Raw genomic sequence first — 14,510 nt, forward strand, 5'->3', positions numbered from 1 at the left:
CGGGGTGGGGCGCTCAGCGTGGGCGCTTGCGGAACACCAGGTCCCACACGCCGTGGCCGAGCCGCAGTCCGCGCCGTTCGAACTTCGTCACCGGACGGTAGTCGGGGCGCGGTGCGTAATCGGCGGCCGTGTTTTCGAGCGTCGGTTCCGCGCCGAGCACTTCGAGCATCTGCTCCGCGTAGTTCTGCCAGTCGGTCGCGCAGTGCAGGTACGCGCCGGGCTTCAGACGCGACGCGAGATGCGCGACGAGCGGCGGCTGGATCAGCCGGCGCTTGTGGTGACGCGCCTTGTGCCACGGATCGGGGAAGAAGATGTGCACGCCGTCGAGGCTTTCCGGCGCGATCATGTGCTCGAGCACCTCGACCGCGTCGTGCTGGACGATGCGGATGTTCGTCAGATCCTGCTCGCCGATCAGCTTCAGCAGCGCGCCGACGCCCGGCTCGTGGACCTCGACGCCGAGGAAGTCGTCACCCGGGCGATGCGCGGCGATTTCCGCGGTCGACGCGCCCATCCCGAAACCGATCTCGAGGATGCGCGGTGCGCTGCGGCCGAAGATCGCGTTCCAGTCGGGCAGCTCCGGCGCATACGGGACGACGAAGCGCGGGCCGAACTCGTCGAGCGCGCGGCGCTGGCCGGTCGACACGCGGCCGGCGCGCGTCACGAAGCTGCGGATGCGGCGGCGGTGCAGCGGGTTGACTTCGTCGGCGCCTTCGCCGGCTTGGCCGGCTTCGTCGGGAATGGCGTCGTCGTGCGGCGGCAGGCCGGCTTCGTTCGGATCGTCGTGCATCATCGGTACAGAGAAAGGCTCGGTTCGGGCGAGGGCCCGTGCGCAGCAATGCTGCCGGGCGATTCGGCGCATGGTACAAAAAAGCCGCCTTCGACGAGGCGGCTCATGCGCAGGCTGTTGTGCAGCCGGAAAGTGGAGCGGGCGATGGGAATCGAACCCACGTCATCAGCTTGGGAAGCTGAGGTAATGGCCATTATACGACGCCCGCAGAACGCGCAATTCTACAGGGATTTGGCCGGGGATGGCAAGCGGAGCGTCTTGGCCGCCGGTATCGAAACTGGTGCGGCCCGGCCGGCACGCCAGCCAATGTCGAAAATGGACGAGTCGGTGTCGGAAGCATACAAGCCCATGCAAAGCTTTCGAACTAACGTGACAGGCCTCTCATACGATCGTTAGTCTGGAGCCGACATGTCCGATTTCATCACCGTTCTGCGCAAAACCTGCCCGACGCCTGTCCTTGATGCAACCAAGTGGAAGCGCATCGGCGGCGATCCGCACACCGTGAACCTCAACGCGTACGTCTCGAAGGACGGCAGCAAGATCATGGGCACCTGGATCTGCACGCCGGGCAAGTTCGAGGTGAATTATGAAAAATGGGAGTACTGCCACTTCCTCGATGGCTACTGCATCATCACGCCGGAAGGCGAGGAGCCGCAGCACTTGAAAGCCGGCGACGTGTTCGTGATCGAACCCGGCATGAAAGGGACGTGGGAAGTGGTCGAGACGGTGCGCAAGTACTTCGTTTTCGCCTGAGCGAGCCTGTCGATTCGATTCAGTCCAGGCATACCGCCATCGTCCCGGTTCATGGAGCCGGGACGGCAATCGAGATCCCGGCTCGACCGGACTCGATTCGGAAATAGCGCACCGAGCCTGGCCGCCTGCTCGGCGCGCTTCTTTATCCAGCTGCACCCCCTGACGAATTCGACACGCAATTGCCCGGGCGACGACACGATGACGCTCGCCACCGATCCTGCACGCCATCACGCAAACCCCTAAGATGCAGCGATCCGCCCACCGTTTCCGCTGCAGCGCACGAACTTTCCGCCTGTGCCGGACGCCCCTCCGGAGCCCCGACCATGCGCATCACCGCGATCCACGAACGTGCGATTCCCGTGTCCCGCTATGCCGATCCCGCGATTGCGTCCGGCGGCCTGACGACGAGCGTCGTCGCGGTCGTCACCGACGTCGTGCGCGACGGCCGCCCGGTGACGGGCTATGGCTACGCGTCGATCGGCCGCTTCGCGCAGGGCGGCCTGATCCGCGAACGGTTCGCGCCGCGCCTGCTGGCCGCGGCCGACGCACTCGCCGACGAAGCCGGCACGAACCTCGACCCGTTCCGCGCATGGCGCGCGATGATGGCCGGCGAAAAGCCGGGCGGGCACGGCGAACGCTGCGTCGCGGTCGGCACGCTCGACATGGCGATCTGGGACGCCGCCGCGAAGATCGCCGATCTGCCGCTGCACCGTTTTCTCGCCGATCGTCTCGGACGCACGCCGCAGTCGCGCGTGCGCGTGTACGCGGGCGGCGGCTACCGCTATCCGCATGACGATCTCGCGCGCCTGTCGGACGAGATGCGCCGAATCGTCGATTTCGGCTACACGCACGCGAAGATCAAGATCGGCGGCGCGGATGTCGAGCAGGACCGGCGCCGCATCGAAGCCGCGGCCGCACAGCTGGCCGGCCCTTCGCATCTTGCAGTCGACGCGATGAACACGTACGACGCGACGACGGCACCCGCCGCGACCGCGATGCTCGCGCCGTTCGACCTCTGGTGGTTCGAGGACATCTGCGATCCGCTCGACCTGCCGCTCCAGGCGGACGTCGCCACGCGATACGCTCCACCGATCGCGTCCGGCGAAGCGCTGTTCTCGCTCTCGGAAGCGAAGCTGCTCGACCGCTACGGCGGCTTGCGCAACGACCGCGACGTACTGGTGTTCGATCCCGTGCACAGCTACGGGCTGCCGGGCTATCTGCCGATCGTCGATCACTTCGTATCGCGTGGCTGGCGGCGCGACGCGTTCTGGCCGCACGGGGGGCACCTGTTCTCGTTGCACGTCGTCGCGGCGCTCGGGCTCGGCGGTGCGGAAGTCAGCCCGTTCGCATTCGAACCGTTCAGCGGACTCGCCGATGGCGAAATCGTCGACGCGGGATACGCACGCGTGCCGCGGGCACCGGGTATCGGGTTCGAATTGCATGCCCGCGCGCACGACGTATTCCGCGCGATATTGGAATCGCTATCGGGCGGCTGACGCCTAAAGCGCGTCGATCGCGAAACGCGCCGCGAAGCCGAGCATCATCATCGCGACGAAGCCGTCGAGCACGCGCCACGCGAGCGGACGAGCGAACCACGCACGGCACGCGCGTGCGCCATAGACGAGCACCAGAAACCACGCGAGCGACGCAGTCACTGCGCCGATCGCAAACGGCGCGCGGGCGGACGGCGCGTGGCTCACGATCACGGTGCCGAGCAGCAGCACCGTATCGATCCATGCATGCGGATTGAGTAGCGAAACGGCGGCGGTCGCGAGCACCGTGCGCGACCGCGTGGGTTCGCTGCCGACGCGTGAGCCATCTACATGCTCAGGCTGCCGTCCGACGATCGCCGAGCGCAGCGCGAGCAGGCCATAGCCGGCGAGATATGCGATGCCGGCCCACAGCGCGGCCGACACCACGCCGGGATGGCGCGACAGCAACGCCGACAGCCCGTGTGCGCCGAGCGCGATCAGCAGCGCGTCGCTACCGGCGCAGACGAGGGCAATGGAAAGCAGGTGAGGGCTCGAAATTGAGCGCTTGATGACGAAGGCGTCCTTGGGACCGACCGACGTGAACAGGCCGGCGCCAAGCAGCAGGCCTTCGATGAAGGCAGAGGTGTCGAGCACGAGCGGGCCGACAACCTCTTAAGCTGAACCGGTGATGGTTAGGATGGACGCCACGTTAAGGGGTGCCTGGGGCGTTGTCAATACCGGCCGGCCGCGCACGCTCCGGCCGTTGCCCGTGCGTATCGAACCGCAGACGATTTCGGCCTTCACCTCCTGCACCGCGTGGCTGGCGAGCGCGGTGTCGTGTCAGCGCAGCGACAGAGCGCGCGCGAACAGCCTGTGCGGTACCGTCTACAGCGCGAGCTTGCATTCCTGGGTCTCGATGTGCGCGGCCATTGCCGACCGACGCGCTCGAACGGATCGCCGACTTGCGTCGGCATGCGTGCGAAGGCGCGGATTTCGACGAGGGGTTGCGTGCGTTCGCGGAGCGGCGTGCGCCGGTATTTCGCGGCGTTTAGGCGAGCAGGCGGCGCCCGGGGCGATGACGGCGGCGCGCGTCAAGCGCCGCCGAGCGCGTGCAAGCCGACGAGCAGCAGCGCGCCGATCGCGATCAACAGCAGCGCATGAATGCGTGTGTACATCACGCACAGCGTCGACGCAATCGCGATCGCGCGAGCCGCCCAGCCGCCGTCGAGCGCCTGCAGCAGCACCCATACCGACGCGAGGATCATGCCGGCCGCGACCGGACGCAGGCCGGCTTCGAGCGCGATTTGCCAGCGCGCGCCCCGGTGTCGTCGCCATAGATGCGCGACGCCGTAGATCAGGAACGCGGTCGGGCCGAACAGTGCGAGCGTCGCGATCACCGCGCCCCAGAAGCCGGCGACCTGCCAGCCGATCAGCGTCGCCAGCAACGAGCCCGGGCCCGGCGCCATCCGCGCGATCGCGAAGTCGTTCACGAATTGCGTGGCGCTCATCCAGTGATGGACATCGACGACTTGCCGCTGAATATCCGCGATGACCGCCTGCCCGCCGCCGATCGTCGCGATCGACAGCGGCGCGAACACGCCGAACAGTGCTGCGTAACGTGCGGACGCATTCATCGCGCGTCGCTCCCGACCGGCGCGGCGGCCGCACGACGGTATTCGAGCGCGACGCTCAGCGTGCCGCCGATCAGCACGGTCCATACGAGCGGCCAGTGCAGCACCGCAACCGACGCGAACGTGAGCGTCATGACGGCGAACGGCAGCACGCGGCGCGGCAGCCGGCGCACCGCGGTGATCGCCATCGAGATCGAGAGCCCGATCGCCGCGGCCGCCGCGCCGGCGAGCGCGACGTGCGTGAGCGGAAAGCGCGTGAGGGTCGAGAACGCGACGCCGAACAGCACGATCAGCACGGCCGGCGGCGCGATGATGCCGGTGAAGCCGGCCACCGCGCCGCGCCATCCGGCGAGCCGGTAGCCGATCCAGATCGCGAGGTTCTTCACGTTGACGCCCGGCAACGCCTGCGACAGCGCGAGACCGTTGAGGAACGCCTCTTCGTCGAGCCAGCGTCGCTCGTGCACGAAATCGCGCATCATCCGCCCGCTGAGCCCGCCGCCGAAGCTGGTCAGGCCGATCTGCGCGAACGCGACGAACAGTGCGAGGACGCCCGGCGACGGTGCGTCGCCTGCGGGCGGCGCCGGGGCAGTTGTGGTGGAGGGCGGAAGCATCAGGCGGGTAGCACGTGGTGATCGGACGATCGCCCATGTTAGCAAGCGGTGCCTGTCAGCAGGCTGACATGGGTTCGGCACGAGTGCGGTGCAACTCGCAACCGATTCGGCGCGTACGAGCGCACCGCACGCTATGCGCGCACCACCGTCACACCGGCGGCCTCGATCGGCTTCGTCAGCGCGGCGTCGGTTTCCTTCTCGACGACGATCGCCTGCGCCAGCGCGATGTCGCCGATCACGAACTGCGACGCCGCGCGCAGTTTCGACTGCGACGCGAGCACGACCGTCTCGGCCGCGCGTTCGGCCAGCGCGCGCTTGATCGCCGCTTCCTCGAAATCGCCGGTGCTCAGGCCGGCTACCGGATGCACGCCCGTGACGCCCATGAAATACAGATCTGCGTGAATGCGCGCGATGCCTTCCATCGCCGCCGCGCCAACCGCGACGATCGAGTGCTTGTAGAGCCGCCCGCCGATCAGGATCACGTCGATCGACGGATGCGCGGCCAGCGCGACCGCGACGCTCGGGCTGTGCGTGACGATCGTCGCGCGCAGGTCGGCCGGCAACTGGCTGACGAGCAGCGCGGAGGTCGTGCCGCCGTCGACGATCGCCACCTGCCCGGGCGCGATCATCTGCGCGGCCCGCCGTGCGATGCGCCGCTTCTCCGTGGTTTCGAGCGCCTCGCGCTGCGCGAACGGCGCGACGGCCGGCGACGCCGGCAGCGCACCGCCGTGCACGCGCTGCAACAGCCCTTCGGCCGCGAGTTCGCGCAGGTCGCGGCGCACCGTGTCTTCGGACACGCCGAATTGCACGCTCAGCTCGGCGGCCAGTACCTGGCCGTCGCGCACGAGCGCATCGAGGATCGCCTTCTTGCGTTGGGTCGTCAGCATCGTGTTTGCACGAAAATTCTTGAAATTGCACGAATCTGCACGTTACCATGGGCGCCGTCCTTTGTCGAACCGGAGGCTGCAATGGCTGGACTGGCTGCAACGCGGGAGCGGGTGCGCATCGTCGATACGACGGTGCTGTCCGACGACTGGTATGTGCTGCGGAAGGTGACGTTCGATTTCCTGCGCCGCGACGGAACGTGGCAGCGCCTGAGCCGAGAGACCTACGATCGCGGCAACGGCGCGACGATCCTGCTGCGTCATGCCGAGACGGGCGACGTGCTGCTGACGCGGCAGTTCCGGATGCCGGCGTTCGTGAGCGGGCACGACGGCATGCTGCTCGAAGCGGCCGCCGGGCTGCTCGACGACGAAACGCCCGAAGCGCGCATTCGCGCGGAGGCCGAGGAGGAAACCGGCTATCGCGTGCGCGGCGTGCGCAAGGTGTTCGAGGCGTTCATGAGTCCGGGTTCCGTGACGGAGAAGCTGCATTTCTTCGTCGGCGAATACGATGCGTCGCTGCGCACGGGCGCGGGCGGCGGCGTCGCGGAAGAGGGCGAGGATCTGGAGGTCGTCGAGATGCCGCTGCAGGCGGCGCTGGACGCGGTCGAGCGCGGCGAGATCGTCGATGCGAAGACGATCATGCTCCTGCAATACGTCGCGCTGCGGGAAACCGCGGGCGTGCGCGCCGCATGACGCCGCGGCTCGTGCTGGTCGCCGGCCCGTATCGCAGCGGCACGGACGGCGACCCCGCGCGCATCGCCGCGAACCTGCACCGGCTGGAAGCGGCGGCGCTCGCCGTGTATCGCCGCGGGCACGTGCCGATGATCGGCGAATGGGTATCGTTGCCGCTCGCGGCCGCGGCCGGGTCGACACAGGTCGGCGACGCGATCGGCGAAACGTTCCTGTATCCGGCCGCGCACCGGCTGCTGCGGCGTTGCGATGCGGTGCTGCGTATCGACGGCGCGTCGCGCGGGGCGGATGCGGACGTCGCGCTTGCGCGGCAACTCGGTAAGCCGGTCTATTTCGCGGTCGACGAGATTCCGGTTGCGCAGGACGAATCGGCTCACTGAGCAAGCGTGGGCGCCGCGTCGCGGGGGCGCCGGTGCGGCGCGTGCGGATGGCGCGCATGCGCATCGCCGAGCCGCACACGCGCAGCGCCACGCGGTTGCGTTGCCGATGCGGCGTGACGTCCGAACCGGCGTATGATCGCGACGCTACTCGCGCAACGTTCGACGCCACCGCTTTTCCATCATGCCGCTTTCCGATTCCGCCGACTCCGCCGACTCCGCCGCCGCGCCGCTTCCCGCCGATCTCGTCGCGTCCGCCGTCGACGCACTCGCGCGCGCCGACGCATTGCTCGTCACGGCCGGCGCGGGCATCGGCGTCGATTCCGGGCTGCCCGATTTTCGCGGCACGGACGGTTTCTGGCGCGCGTATCCGGCGCTGCGCCGCGAGCGTTTCGAATTTCACGAGATCGCGTCGCCGCACGCGTTTCGTGCACGTGCGGCGCTCGCATGGGGCTTCTACGGACACCGTCTCGCGCTTTACCGCGCGACCACGCCGCACGCTGGCTTCGCGATCGTGCGCCGCTGGATCGACGCGATGCCGAACGGCGGCTTCGTGCTGACGAGCAACGTCGACGGCCAGTTCCAGAAGGCCGGTTTCGATCCGGCGCGCATCGTCGAAATCCACGGTTCGATTCATGCGATGCAGTGCCTGCGCCCGTGCACGGACGACACGTGGGACGCGGCGCCGTTCGTGCCGGAGGTCGACGAAGCGACGTGCCGCCTCGTGGGCGACATGCCGCGCTGCCCGCACTGCGGCGGTCTCGCGCGGCCGAACATCCTGATGTTCGGCGACACCGGCTGGCTCGGTGCGTGCTACGACGCGCAGGAACGCGCCCTGGACGACTGGATCGCGCGGGCCGGGCGCGTCGCCGTGGTGGAGATCGGCGCGGGCACCGCGATTCCGACCGTGCGCCTGCTGAGCGAACGGCTCGGCGCCGACGTGATCCGCATCAATGCGCGCGAAGCGCATGCGCGCCGGGCGGACGTGATCGGGCTGAAGGGCGGGGCGCTGGCGACGCTGAACGCGCTCGACGCGGCCCGGCAGCGCGCATGAACGTGCCGGGGGGCTGGCACACGGCCTGCGCGTTGCCGGCCGCCGTCGTTGCGGCGGCTCGCCGAATCCGCATACAGTTCAACTAGTGCCGCGCGTCTGCGCGCCGCCCGGGTAACCGGGAGACGGCGGCTGCGCCGCGCTGTGTCATCGACCGGGGGTGCCCTTGTTCTATTCGATCGTCGCCATCTTCGTCGGCGCCGGCCTCGGCGCGTTGCTGCGCTGGTTCCTGAGCCTCGCGCTCAATGCGTTCTTTCCCGCGGTGCCGCTCGGCACGCTCGCGTCGAACCTGCTCGGCGGCTACGTGATCGGCATGGCCGCCGTCGTGTTCACCGTTCGCGTCGGGTTGCCGCCGGAGTGGCGGCTGTTCGTGATCACGGGCTTTCTCGGCGGCCTCACGACGTTCTCGACCTATTCGGTCGAGGTGATGACGCACGCGCTCGAGGGCGAATTCGGATGGGCGTTGGCGGTGGCTGTCCTACACTTGACTGGATCGTTCGCGCTGACGGCCCTCGGCATGTGGACCGCGCGTGCGTGGCTCGCGGCGGCCTGAGCGGGCTGCCATCGGAGGGTGCGATGGACCGGGTCTTTTTGCGCTTCTACGTGCACGAGCAGCACCGGCTGCACTGGAAGCCGCTGTGGGAATGGCTGCTGGAAGAGGCGAACCGGATGGGCGTCGCGGGCGGTTCCGCGTTTCGCGCGATGGCCGGTTTCGGCCAGCATCGCGTGCTGCACGAGGATCGCTTTTTCGAACTGCAGGGTTCGCTCGCGATCGAGGTCGAATTCATCGTCACCGAGGACGAGGCGCGGCGGCTGCTCGAGCGGCTGTCGCACGAGAAAGTGCGTGTGTGCTACGCGATGATGCCCGCGCAGTTCGGCGTGATCGACACGCTCGGCGCACCGCCGGCGCAGGGGCCGGCGGCGTAGATGTCGCGCGGGATCAGATGCCGAACATCGTCAGCGACACGGCGGCGCGCGTGACGATCATCAGCAGCACCTGCACGATCACGAACAGCAGGATCGGCGACAGGTCGATGCCGCCGAGGTTCGGGATCACCCGGCGCAGCGGGTTCAGGAACGGCGCGGTGAGCTGGTAGAGGATCGGCATCGCCGGCGAGCGCGGGTTGAGCCACGACAGCAGCGCCATCAGGATCGTCATCCAGATCACGAGATTGAGCGCCCACTTCACGACGGTGAGCAGCGCGACCACGACGAGCGTCGCGATCACGGCGGCCGGATCGAAGCCGGCCATCACGACCATCAGCACGACATAGACGAGCGCGGTGAGCAGCGCCGCGACGACGCTGGCCCAGTCGATGCCGCGTACGCCCGCGATCACGCGGCGCAACGGCAGCACGAGCCAGTTGGTCGCCTGCAGCACGGCTTGCGTGACGGGGTTGTACGGCGGCACGCGGACGGCCTGCATCCAGACGCGCAGAATCAGCGCGGCGCCGAATAGCGTGAAGACGGTATTGAGCAGAAAACGGGCGATCTCGCCGAACATCGTTGGCATCCTTTTTATACAGTCAGTAGCGTGCGGCCGCCAACGCCGGTTGGCGGCGCATCGGCCGACACCTTATCACGCCTCGTCTCGCGACGGGGAGGGGTGTATGGCCGCGCGCGCGAGGGAGGTTTCGACGGCTTCGGCCAGCGCCGGCAGCGACGCCGGCGGCGCCGCGCGTTTTGCCGCCAGCGCGACCGCGCGGCGCGTCAGCAGCGCGTACAGCATCGCGTGATCGCCGCCGCGCGCGTCGAGCAGCGCGAGCTGACGCTCGACGATGCCCGTGTCGCCGCGCGACACCGGGCCCGACAGCGCATTCGCGAGCCCCTTGTCGCGCGCGGTCTCGATCGTGCCGGCGAGCATCGGCAACAGCGCGCGTAGCGCGGCGTCCTCGTCGAAACCGAGGCCGCGCCACAGTTCGACCGCTTCCGACAGCCCGCACAGCGCGAAGCTCGCCGCGTAGTGGGCAGCCGCGTGATACAGCATCCGGCCGCCGGCCGGAATCGACAGCGGATGGCAGCCGAGTGCGGCGGCAAGTCGCAGCAGCGTCGCGTGCAGCGCACCGTCCGCTTCGATCGTGACCGAGCAGCCGTCGATGCGCGCGAGGTCGGCGTCGGTGCCGCCGAACAGATAGAGCGGATGGAAGCCGCCGGTGGCCGCGCCTTGCTGCTTCGCCGGATCGAGCAGCGCGACCGCCGATGCGCCGCTGCAATGGACGACCGCCTGGCCGGCGGCGCGCGATGCGTCGAAACGCAGTGCCGCGGCGCTCGATGCGAGATGATCGTCGGGCGTCGTCACGAAGATCAGGTCGGCGGCATCGACCACCTGCTGCGGGGTATCGACCGCGCGACAGCCGTCGATGCGCGCGGCAAGGTCGGCGGCCGACGCAGGCGTGCGGCTTGCGATCGCGACGACGGGGAAGCCTGCCCGGGCGAAACGCTGCGCGATACAGCGCGCGAGGCGACCGGCGCCGATGAAGCCGAGGCGGGGTGTGTCGGGAAGCGGCATGGCAGTCGATGTAAGCGAAAACGAAGCAACCGCCAGTATCGCAGGAATGACGGCGGTGTCGGGGAAGGCGCAGGGGCGGATGCACGTATGAATTACCGGTATACGGTGCGATTTGTGTACGCGTCGAAGTTCGGCATTGCAGGCGGCTCATGAGGGAGTATCCGACCCCAAACACCGTGCCCCGCATCCCGCTTGAAATGTCGGCATCTTGTCTCAAATTTGTAATCGTTCATTACGCAAGCGTGCCCGCCGCGCGCGGCCGATTCGGTAAGGCTGACCGGCCATTTTGTTGCGACCCGACTCAGCGGACGGAATCGCGCGACCTGCGAGGCTCGCCGCTCCCGCCGGGCGCCGCGCCGCACGGCGGTCTCGGCCCCGTGCAATTGCAATTTGCAACAAATGGACGATACGCGCGGGGCGGGTTTTCGCTACATTGCTTCCATGCGACGTGCATGCCCGCCGTTGCCGACAGGAGCGCCTAAAATCCCGCTCCAGCAGGAGAATCGAAGTGAAAAAGCTCATTCCGTTCATCGCCGCCGCCGCACTGGGCCTGGGTGCCGCAAGCGCCGCGCAGGCCCACGTGTCGATCGGGGTCGGCATCGGCATCCCGGTCGCACCCGCGTATCCCGTCTATGCACCGCCGCCGCCCGTGTACTACGCGCCGCCGCCTCCGCCCGTGTATTACGCACCGGCGCCCGCCTACTATGCGCCGCCGCCCGCGGTGGTCGTGGGCGGCTACTACGGTCGCCCGTACTGGCGCCATGGTTACGGCGGCTGGGGCCATCACGGTTACTGGCGTCGCTGATTCGTCCCGCGCGGCCTGACCGCGCGCGGCAAAACGGCGCTACGTCCCGCGAGGGGCGCTGCGCCGTTTTTTCATTGAGGCTCACAGGTGGCGCCGTGACGCGCGCGGCAGCGCGACCGCGATTAGGCCGCGTGCACGATCAGGTCGCGGTAGCCGCCGACGATCACGCTGTACGAGAAGTACGCGAACAGCAGCGCCGACGCGACGTGGCACGCGCGCATCAGCCCGGTGCCCGCGCGCTTGCGGCCCTGGCTCGCGAGCGTGCACATGAAGAGCGTCCACGCGAGGCCGCCGAGGAAGAAGCCCGACAGGAACACCGACGCGGTGGCCGGCGTGGTCGCACCGGCTTTCGCGATCAGCGCGCCGCCGACCGCCGCGAACCACAGGATCGCGCTCGGCGACGACATCGCGAGCAACATTCCGCGCAGAAAGCTGCGTCGTGCACTCGCGCGCGGCAGCGGTGCATCGTCCGCGTCGTCGTCGGCCGTCTTCGCGGGCGTCAGCGCTTCGCGCGCCATCTTCCACGTGAGGAACAGCAGCACCGCGCCGCCGCCGATCCACACGATCCAGCGCACGGGTTCGAACTGCAGCAGCACGGCCATCCCCGCGAGCGCGAGCGCCGCGTAGACGAGATCGCCGACGCACGACCCGACGCCGAGCCAGAAGCCCGGCCGGAAGCCGTGCGACAGCGTGAGCGACAGCATCGCGACGTTCACGAGGCCGATGTCGAGACACAACGACAGCGACAGAAAGAATCCGTCGGACAGCATGGAGGCGGGCGGAAAGCTCATCTTCTGGGTGCGTGCGGCGATTGCGATGCGTGGGCCGGCGCGCGCCGGCCGCGTGGCGTCAGAGGCCGATCTCCTGCCACAGCCGGTCGACGCGCGCCTTCACGGCCGCATCCATCTCGATCGGGCGGCCCCATTCGCGGCTCGTTTCGCCGGGCCACTTGTTGGTCGCGTCGAGCCCCATCTTCGAGCCGAGCCCGGCCACCGGCGACGCGAAGTCGAGATAATCGATCGGCGTGCTGTCGACCATCACCGTGTCGCGCACGGGGTCGACGCGCGTCGTGATCGCCCAGATCACTTCCTTCCAATCGCGGATGTTCACGTCCTCGTCGACGACCACGATGAACTTCGTATACATGAACTGCCGCAGGAAGCTCCATACGCCGAACATCACGCGCTTCGCATGGCCCGCGTAGCTCTTCTTCATCTGGACGATGGCCATCCGGTAGCTGCAGCCTTCCGGCGGCAGGTAGAAGTCGGTGATTTCCGTGAACTGCTTCTGCAGCAGCGGCACGAACACCTCGTTCAGCGCGACGCCGAGCACCGCGGGCTCGTCGGGCGGCTTGCCCGTGTAGGTCGAGTGGTAGATCGCGTCGCGGCGCATCGTGATGCGCTCGACGGTGAACACCGGAAACCACTCCTGCTCGTTGTAATAGCCGGTATGGTCGCCGTACGGCCCTTCGAGCGCGTGCTCGTATGCGGCCGCCGCATGGCCGGCCGGGCGCGGCGGCGCGCCGGCCGGAGCGGGGCCGGGCGCGCCTTCCTGCGGATGAATGAAGCCTTCGAGCACGATCTCCGCGCGCGCGGGCACCTGCAGCGTGTCGACGCCGGGCGTCAGGCACTTCGCGAGTTCCGTGCGGCTGCCGCGCAGCAGGCCGGCGAACTGATACTCAGACAGCGAATCGGGCACGGGCGTCACCGCGCCGAGCGTGGTGGCCGGATCGGCGCCGAGCACGACCGCGACCGGATACGGCTTGCCCGGGTTCTGCAGCGCGAATTCGCGGAAGTCGAGCGCGCCGCCGCGATGCGCGAGCCAGCGCATGATCAGCTTGTTGCGGCCGATCAACTGCTGACGGTAAATGCCGAGGTTCTGGCGTGACTTGTTCGGCCCGCGCGTGACCGTCAGGCCCCACGTGACGAGCGGCCCCGCATCGCCGGGCCAGCAGGTCTGGATCGGCAGCTGGTTCAGGTCGACGTCGGCGCCTTCCCACACGATCTCCTGGCACGGCGGGGACGACACCGACTTCGGCGCCATGTCCCACACGGCCTTCGCGAGCGACAGCAGCTTGCCGGCATCCTTCAGGCTCTTCGGCGGATCGGGTTCCTTCAGCGCGGACAGCAGGCGTCCGAGATCGCGCAGCGAGCCGAGCGCGGCATCGTCGCCCGCATCGACGCCCATCCCGAGCGCGACGCGGCGCGGCGTGCCGAACAGGTTGCCGAGCACCGGAAACGCATGGCCGGGCGGCGCGTTGAACAGCAGCGCGGGGCCGCCGGCGCGCAGCACGCGGTCGCACAGCTCGGTCATTTCGAGCACGGGCGACACGGGCTGCGTGACGCGCCGCAGTTCGCCGAGCGCCTCGAGGCGCTGAATGAAATCGCGTAAGTCTTTGTATTTCATGAAGAAGGTCCGGGCCACCCGCGTGAACGGGCAGCGATGGGCGGGGCCGCGGCCGGCTGCGACCCCGAATCGACCGACGATTTTACCCCGGGCAGCCGCGCCGCCGCCCCGGCGGAGAAAAACTCGATCGCGCGCAAACCCCTTACGGCACGGGGATTGCGTTCTGAAGAGGGCTTTTAAATTACTTTTTGTTATGAATTTGAGTTTTTATAGTGTTGACGATCTATAAAACCCTGCTAGAATCCGCTCACATTGGTTGCAGGGTAAAAGGCTTCGAGCCGCCAATCACCGATCTTTGACGCAGCGCGTCACCGTCCGCCGAATCCTGCACGGCGTTTTCGACGGCTTATGTCGTAGTCCCAGCCAGCGCCACGAGACGCTGGTTTTTTGCGTGGGTGCCACCGCGTATGCCCGCCTCGCCCAATGTGCGAAGGCGCCGGCCTTCTTACACCGTGGCCTCGAACGGTACTTATACCGTTTCCCCGATGCTTGCGCGTCCCAACCAAGGCGTGCGGCGTCGTGATTCCGCGGCGC

17 protein-coding genes and 1 tRNA gene are annotated in these 14,510 nt (G+C 68.2%); 8 read left to right on the forward strand and 10 right to left on the reverse strand.

The genetic code is table 11. The annotated features are described in order from the left end of the window. Nucleotides 1–13 precede the first annotated feature (13 nt). Both trmB and CFB89_RS04130 read right to left on the reverse strand, forming a co-directional pair. Nucleotides 14–790 carry a tRNA (guanosine(46)-N7)-methyltransferase TrmB gene (gene trmB / locus CFB89_RS04125; RefSeq protein ID WP_089466844.1) on the reverse strand — a complete coding sequence of 259 codons (777 nt, stop codon included), beginning with the start codon at nt 788–790 and terminating at the stop codon, nt 14–16. A gap of 130 nt (nt 791–920) precedes the next feature. Next, nucleotides 921–995, reverse strand: a tRNA-Gly gene (locus CFB89_RS04130). Nucleotides 996–1,195: 200 nt separating this feature from the next. Between CFB89_RS04130 and CFB89_RS04140 the strand changes: the two genes are divergently transcribed. Continuing rightward, nucleotides 1,196–1,540: a cupin domain-containing protein gene (locus tag CFB89_RS04140; RefSeq protein ID WP_006496617.1), complete on the forward strand. Its 345-nt coding sequence runs from the start codon at nt 1,196–1,198 to the stop codon at nt 1,538–1,540. Between the two features lie 323 nt (nt 1,541–1,863). Further along, nucleotides 1,864–3,036 carry an enolase C-terminal domain-like protein gene (locus CFB89_RS04145; protein ID WP_089466846.1) on the forward strand — a complete coding sequence of 391 codons (1,173 nt, stop codon included), beginning with the start codon at nt 1,864–1,866 and terminating at the stop codon, nt 3,034–3,036. Between the two features lie 3 nt (nt 3,037–3,039). Here CFB89_RS04145 and CFB89_RS04150 read toward each other — a convergent pair whose 3' ends face one another. From CFB89_RS04150 to CFB89_RS04170, 4 genes are all read right to left on the reverse strand, one after another. Further along, nucleotides 3,040–3,666 (reverse strand): LysE/ArgO family amino acid transporter, encoded by a 627-nt coding sequence (locus tag CFB89_RS04150; RefSeq protein ID WP_089466847.1) that lies wholly within the window; start codon nt 3,664–3,666, stop codon nt 3,040–3,042. 437 nt (nt 3,667–4,103) lie between these two features. Then, entirely contained in the window at nt 4,104–4,646 is a 543-nt protein-coding gene (locus CFB89_RS04160; RefSeq protein ID WP_089466849.1) for a chromate transporter, read from the reverse strand. Beyond that, nucleotides 4,643–5,254, reverse strand: coding sequence for a chromate transporter (locus CFB89_RS04165; RefSeq protein ID WP_089466850.1), 612 nt, complete (start codon nt 5,252–5,254; stop codon nt 4,643–4,645). Before CFB89_RS04165 ends, CFB89_RS04160 begins: the two co-directional genes overlap by 4 nt. 131 nt (nt 5,255–5,385) lie before the next feature. After that, on the reverse strand, nt 5,386–6,141 hold the full coding sequence (locus tag CFB89_RS04170) for a DeoR/GlpR family DNA-binding transcription regulator (RefSeq protein ID WP_089466851.1): 756 nt from the start codon (nt 6,139–6,141) through the stop codon (nt 5,386–5,388). A gap of 90 nt (nt 6,142–6,231) precedes the next feature. Here CFB89_RS04170 and CFB89_RS04175 point away from each other — a divergent pair, with 90 nt between their 5' ends. The 5 genes from CFB89_RS04175 (at nt 6,232) to CFB89_RS04195 (ending at nt 9,183) form a co-directional block, all read left to right on the forward strand. Next, complete coding sequence (locus CFB89_RS04175) at nt 6,232–6,831, forward strand: NUDIX domain-containing protein (RefSeq protein WP_059574153.1); 600 nt, start codon at nt 6,232–6,234, stop codon at nt 6,829–6,831. Then, nucleotides 6,828–7,208, forward strand: a complete 381-nt coding sequence (locus tag CFB89_RS04180) for a DUF4406 domain-containing protein (RefSeq protein ID WP_089466852.1) — start codon at nt 6,828–6,830, stop codon at nt 7,206–7,208. The genes CFB89_RS04175 and CFB89_RS04180 overlap by 4 nt, the downstream gene beginning before the upstream one ends. Nucleotides 7,209–7,389: 181 nt before the next feature. Then, nucleotides 7,390–8,259 carry a Sir2 family NAD-dependent protein deacetylase gene (locus CFB89_RS04185; protein ID WP_089466853.1) on the forward strand — a complete coding sequence of 290 codons (870 nt, stop codon included), beginning with the start codon at nt 7,390–7,392 and terminating at the stop codon, nt 8,257–8,259. Nucleotides 8,260–8,422: 163 nt separating this feature from the next. Continuing rightward, the gene (gene crcB, locus CFB89_RS04190) at nt 8,423–8,809 is read left to right on the forward strand and encodes a fluoride efflux transporter CrcB (protein ID WP_089466854.1); all 387 of its coding nucleotides are present in this window, start codon (nt 8,423–8,425) and stop codon (nt 8,807–8,809) included. Between the two features lie 23 nt (nt 8,810–8,832). Further along, nucleotides 8,833–9,183: a DUF190 domain-containing protein gene (locus CFB89_RS04195; RefSeq protein ID WP_089467904.1), complete on the forward strand. Its 351-nt coding sequence runs from the start codon at nt 8,833–8,835 to the stop codon at nt 9,181–9,183. Nucleotides 9,184–9,196: 13 nt separating this feature from the next. Here CFB89_RS04195 and CFB89_RS04200 read toward each other — a convergent pair whose 3' ends face one another. Then, nucleotides 9,197–9,760, reverse strand: a complete 564-nt coding sequence (locus CFB89_RS04200) for a YggT family protein (protein WP_006488584.1) — start codon at nt 9,758–9,760, stop codon at nt 9,197–9,199. Nucleotides 9,761–9,835: 75 nt separating this feature from the next. After that, nucleotides 9,836–10,765: a Rossmann-like and DUF2520 domain-containing protein gene (locus CFB89_RS04205; RefSeq protein WP_089466855.1), complete on the reverse strand. Its 930-nt coding sequence runs from the start codon at nt 10,763–10,765 to the stop codon at nt 9,836–9,838. A 508-nt stretch (nt 10,766–11,273) separates the two neighbouring features. On the opposite strand from CFB89_RS04205, the gene CFB89_RS04210 reads away from it, so the two are divergent. Further along, complete coding sequence (locus tag CFB89_RS04210) at nt 11,274–11,570, forward strand: hypothetical protein (protein ID WP_006488565.1); 297 nt, start codon at nt 11,274–11,276, stop codon at nt 11,568–11,570. A 122-nt stretch (nt 11,571–11,692) separates the two neighbouring features. On the opposite strand, the gene CFB89_RS04215 is transcribed toward CFB89_RS04210, so the two are convergent. Both CFB89_RS04215 and CFB89_RS04220 read right to left on the reverse strand, forming a co-directional pair. Further along, entirely contained in the window at nt 11,693–12,361 is a 669-nt protein-coding gene (locus CFB89_RS04215; RefSeq protein ID WP_089466856.1) for a LysE family translocator, read from the reverse strand. A 58-nt stretch (nt 12,362–12,419) separates the two neighbouring features. After that, entirely contained in the window at nt 12,420–13,976 is a 1,557-nt protein-coding gene (locus CFB89_RS04220) for a UbiD family decarboxylase (protein WP_089466857.1), read from the reverse strand. Nucleotides 13,977–14,510 lie beyond the last annotated feature (534 nt).

Source organism: Burkholderia sp. AU16741, assembly GCF_002223345.1.
In the GTDB taxonomy this organism is placed as follows: domain Bacteria; phylum Pseudomonadota; class Gammaproteobacteria; order Burkholderiales; family Burkholderiaceae; genus Burkholderia; species Burkholderia sola.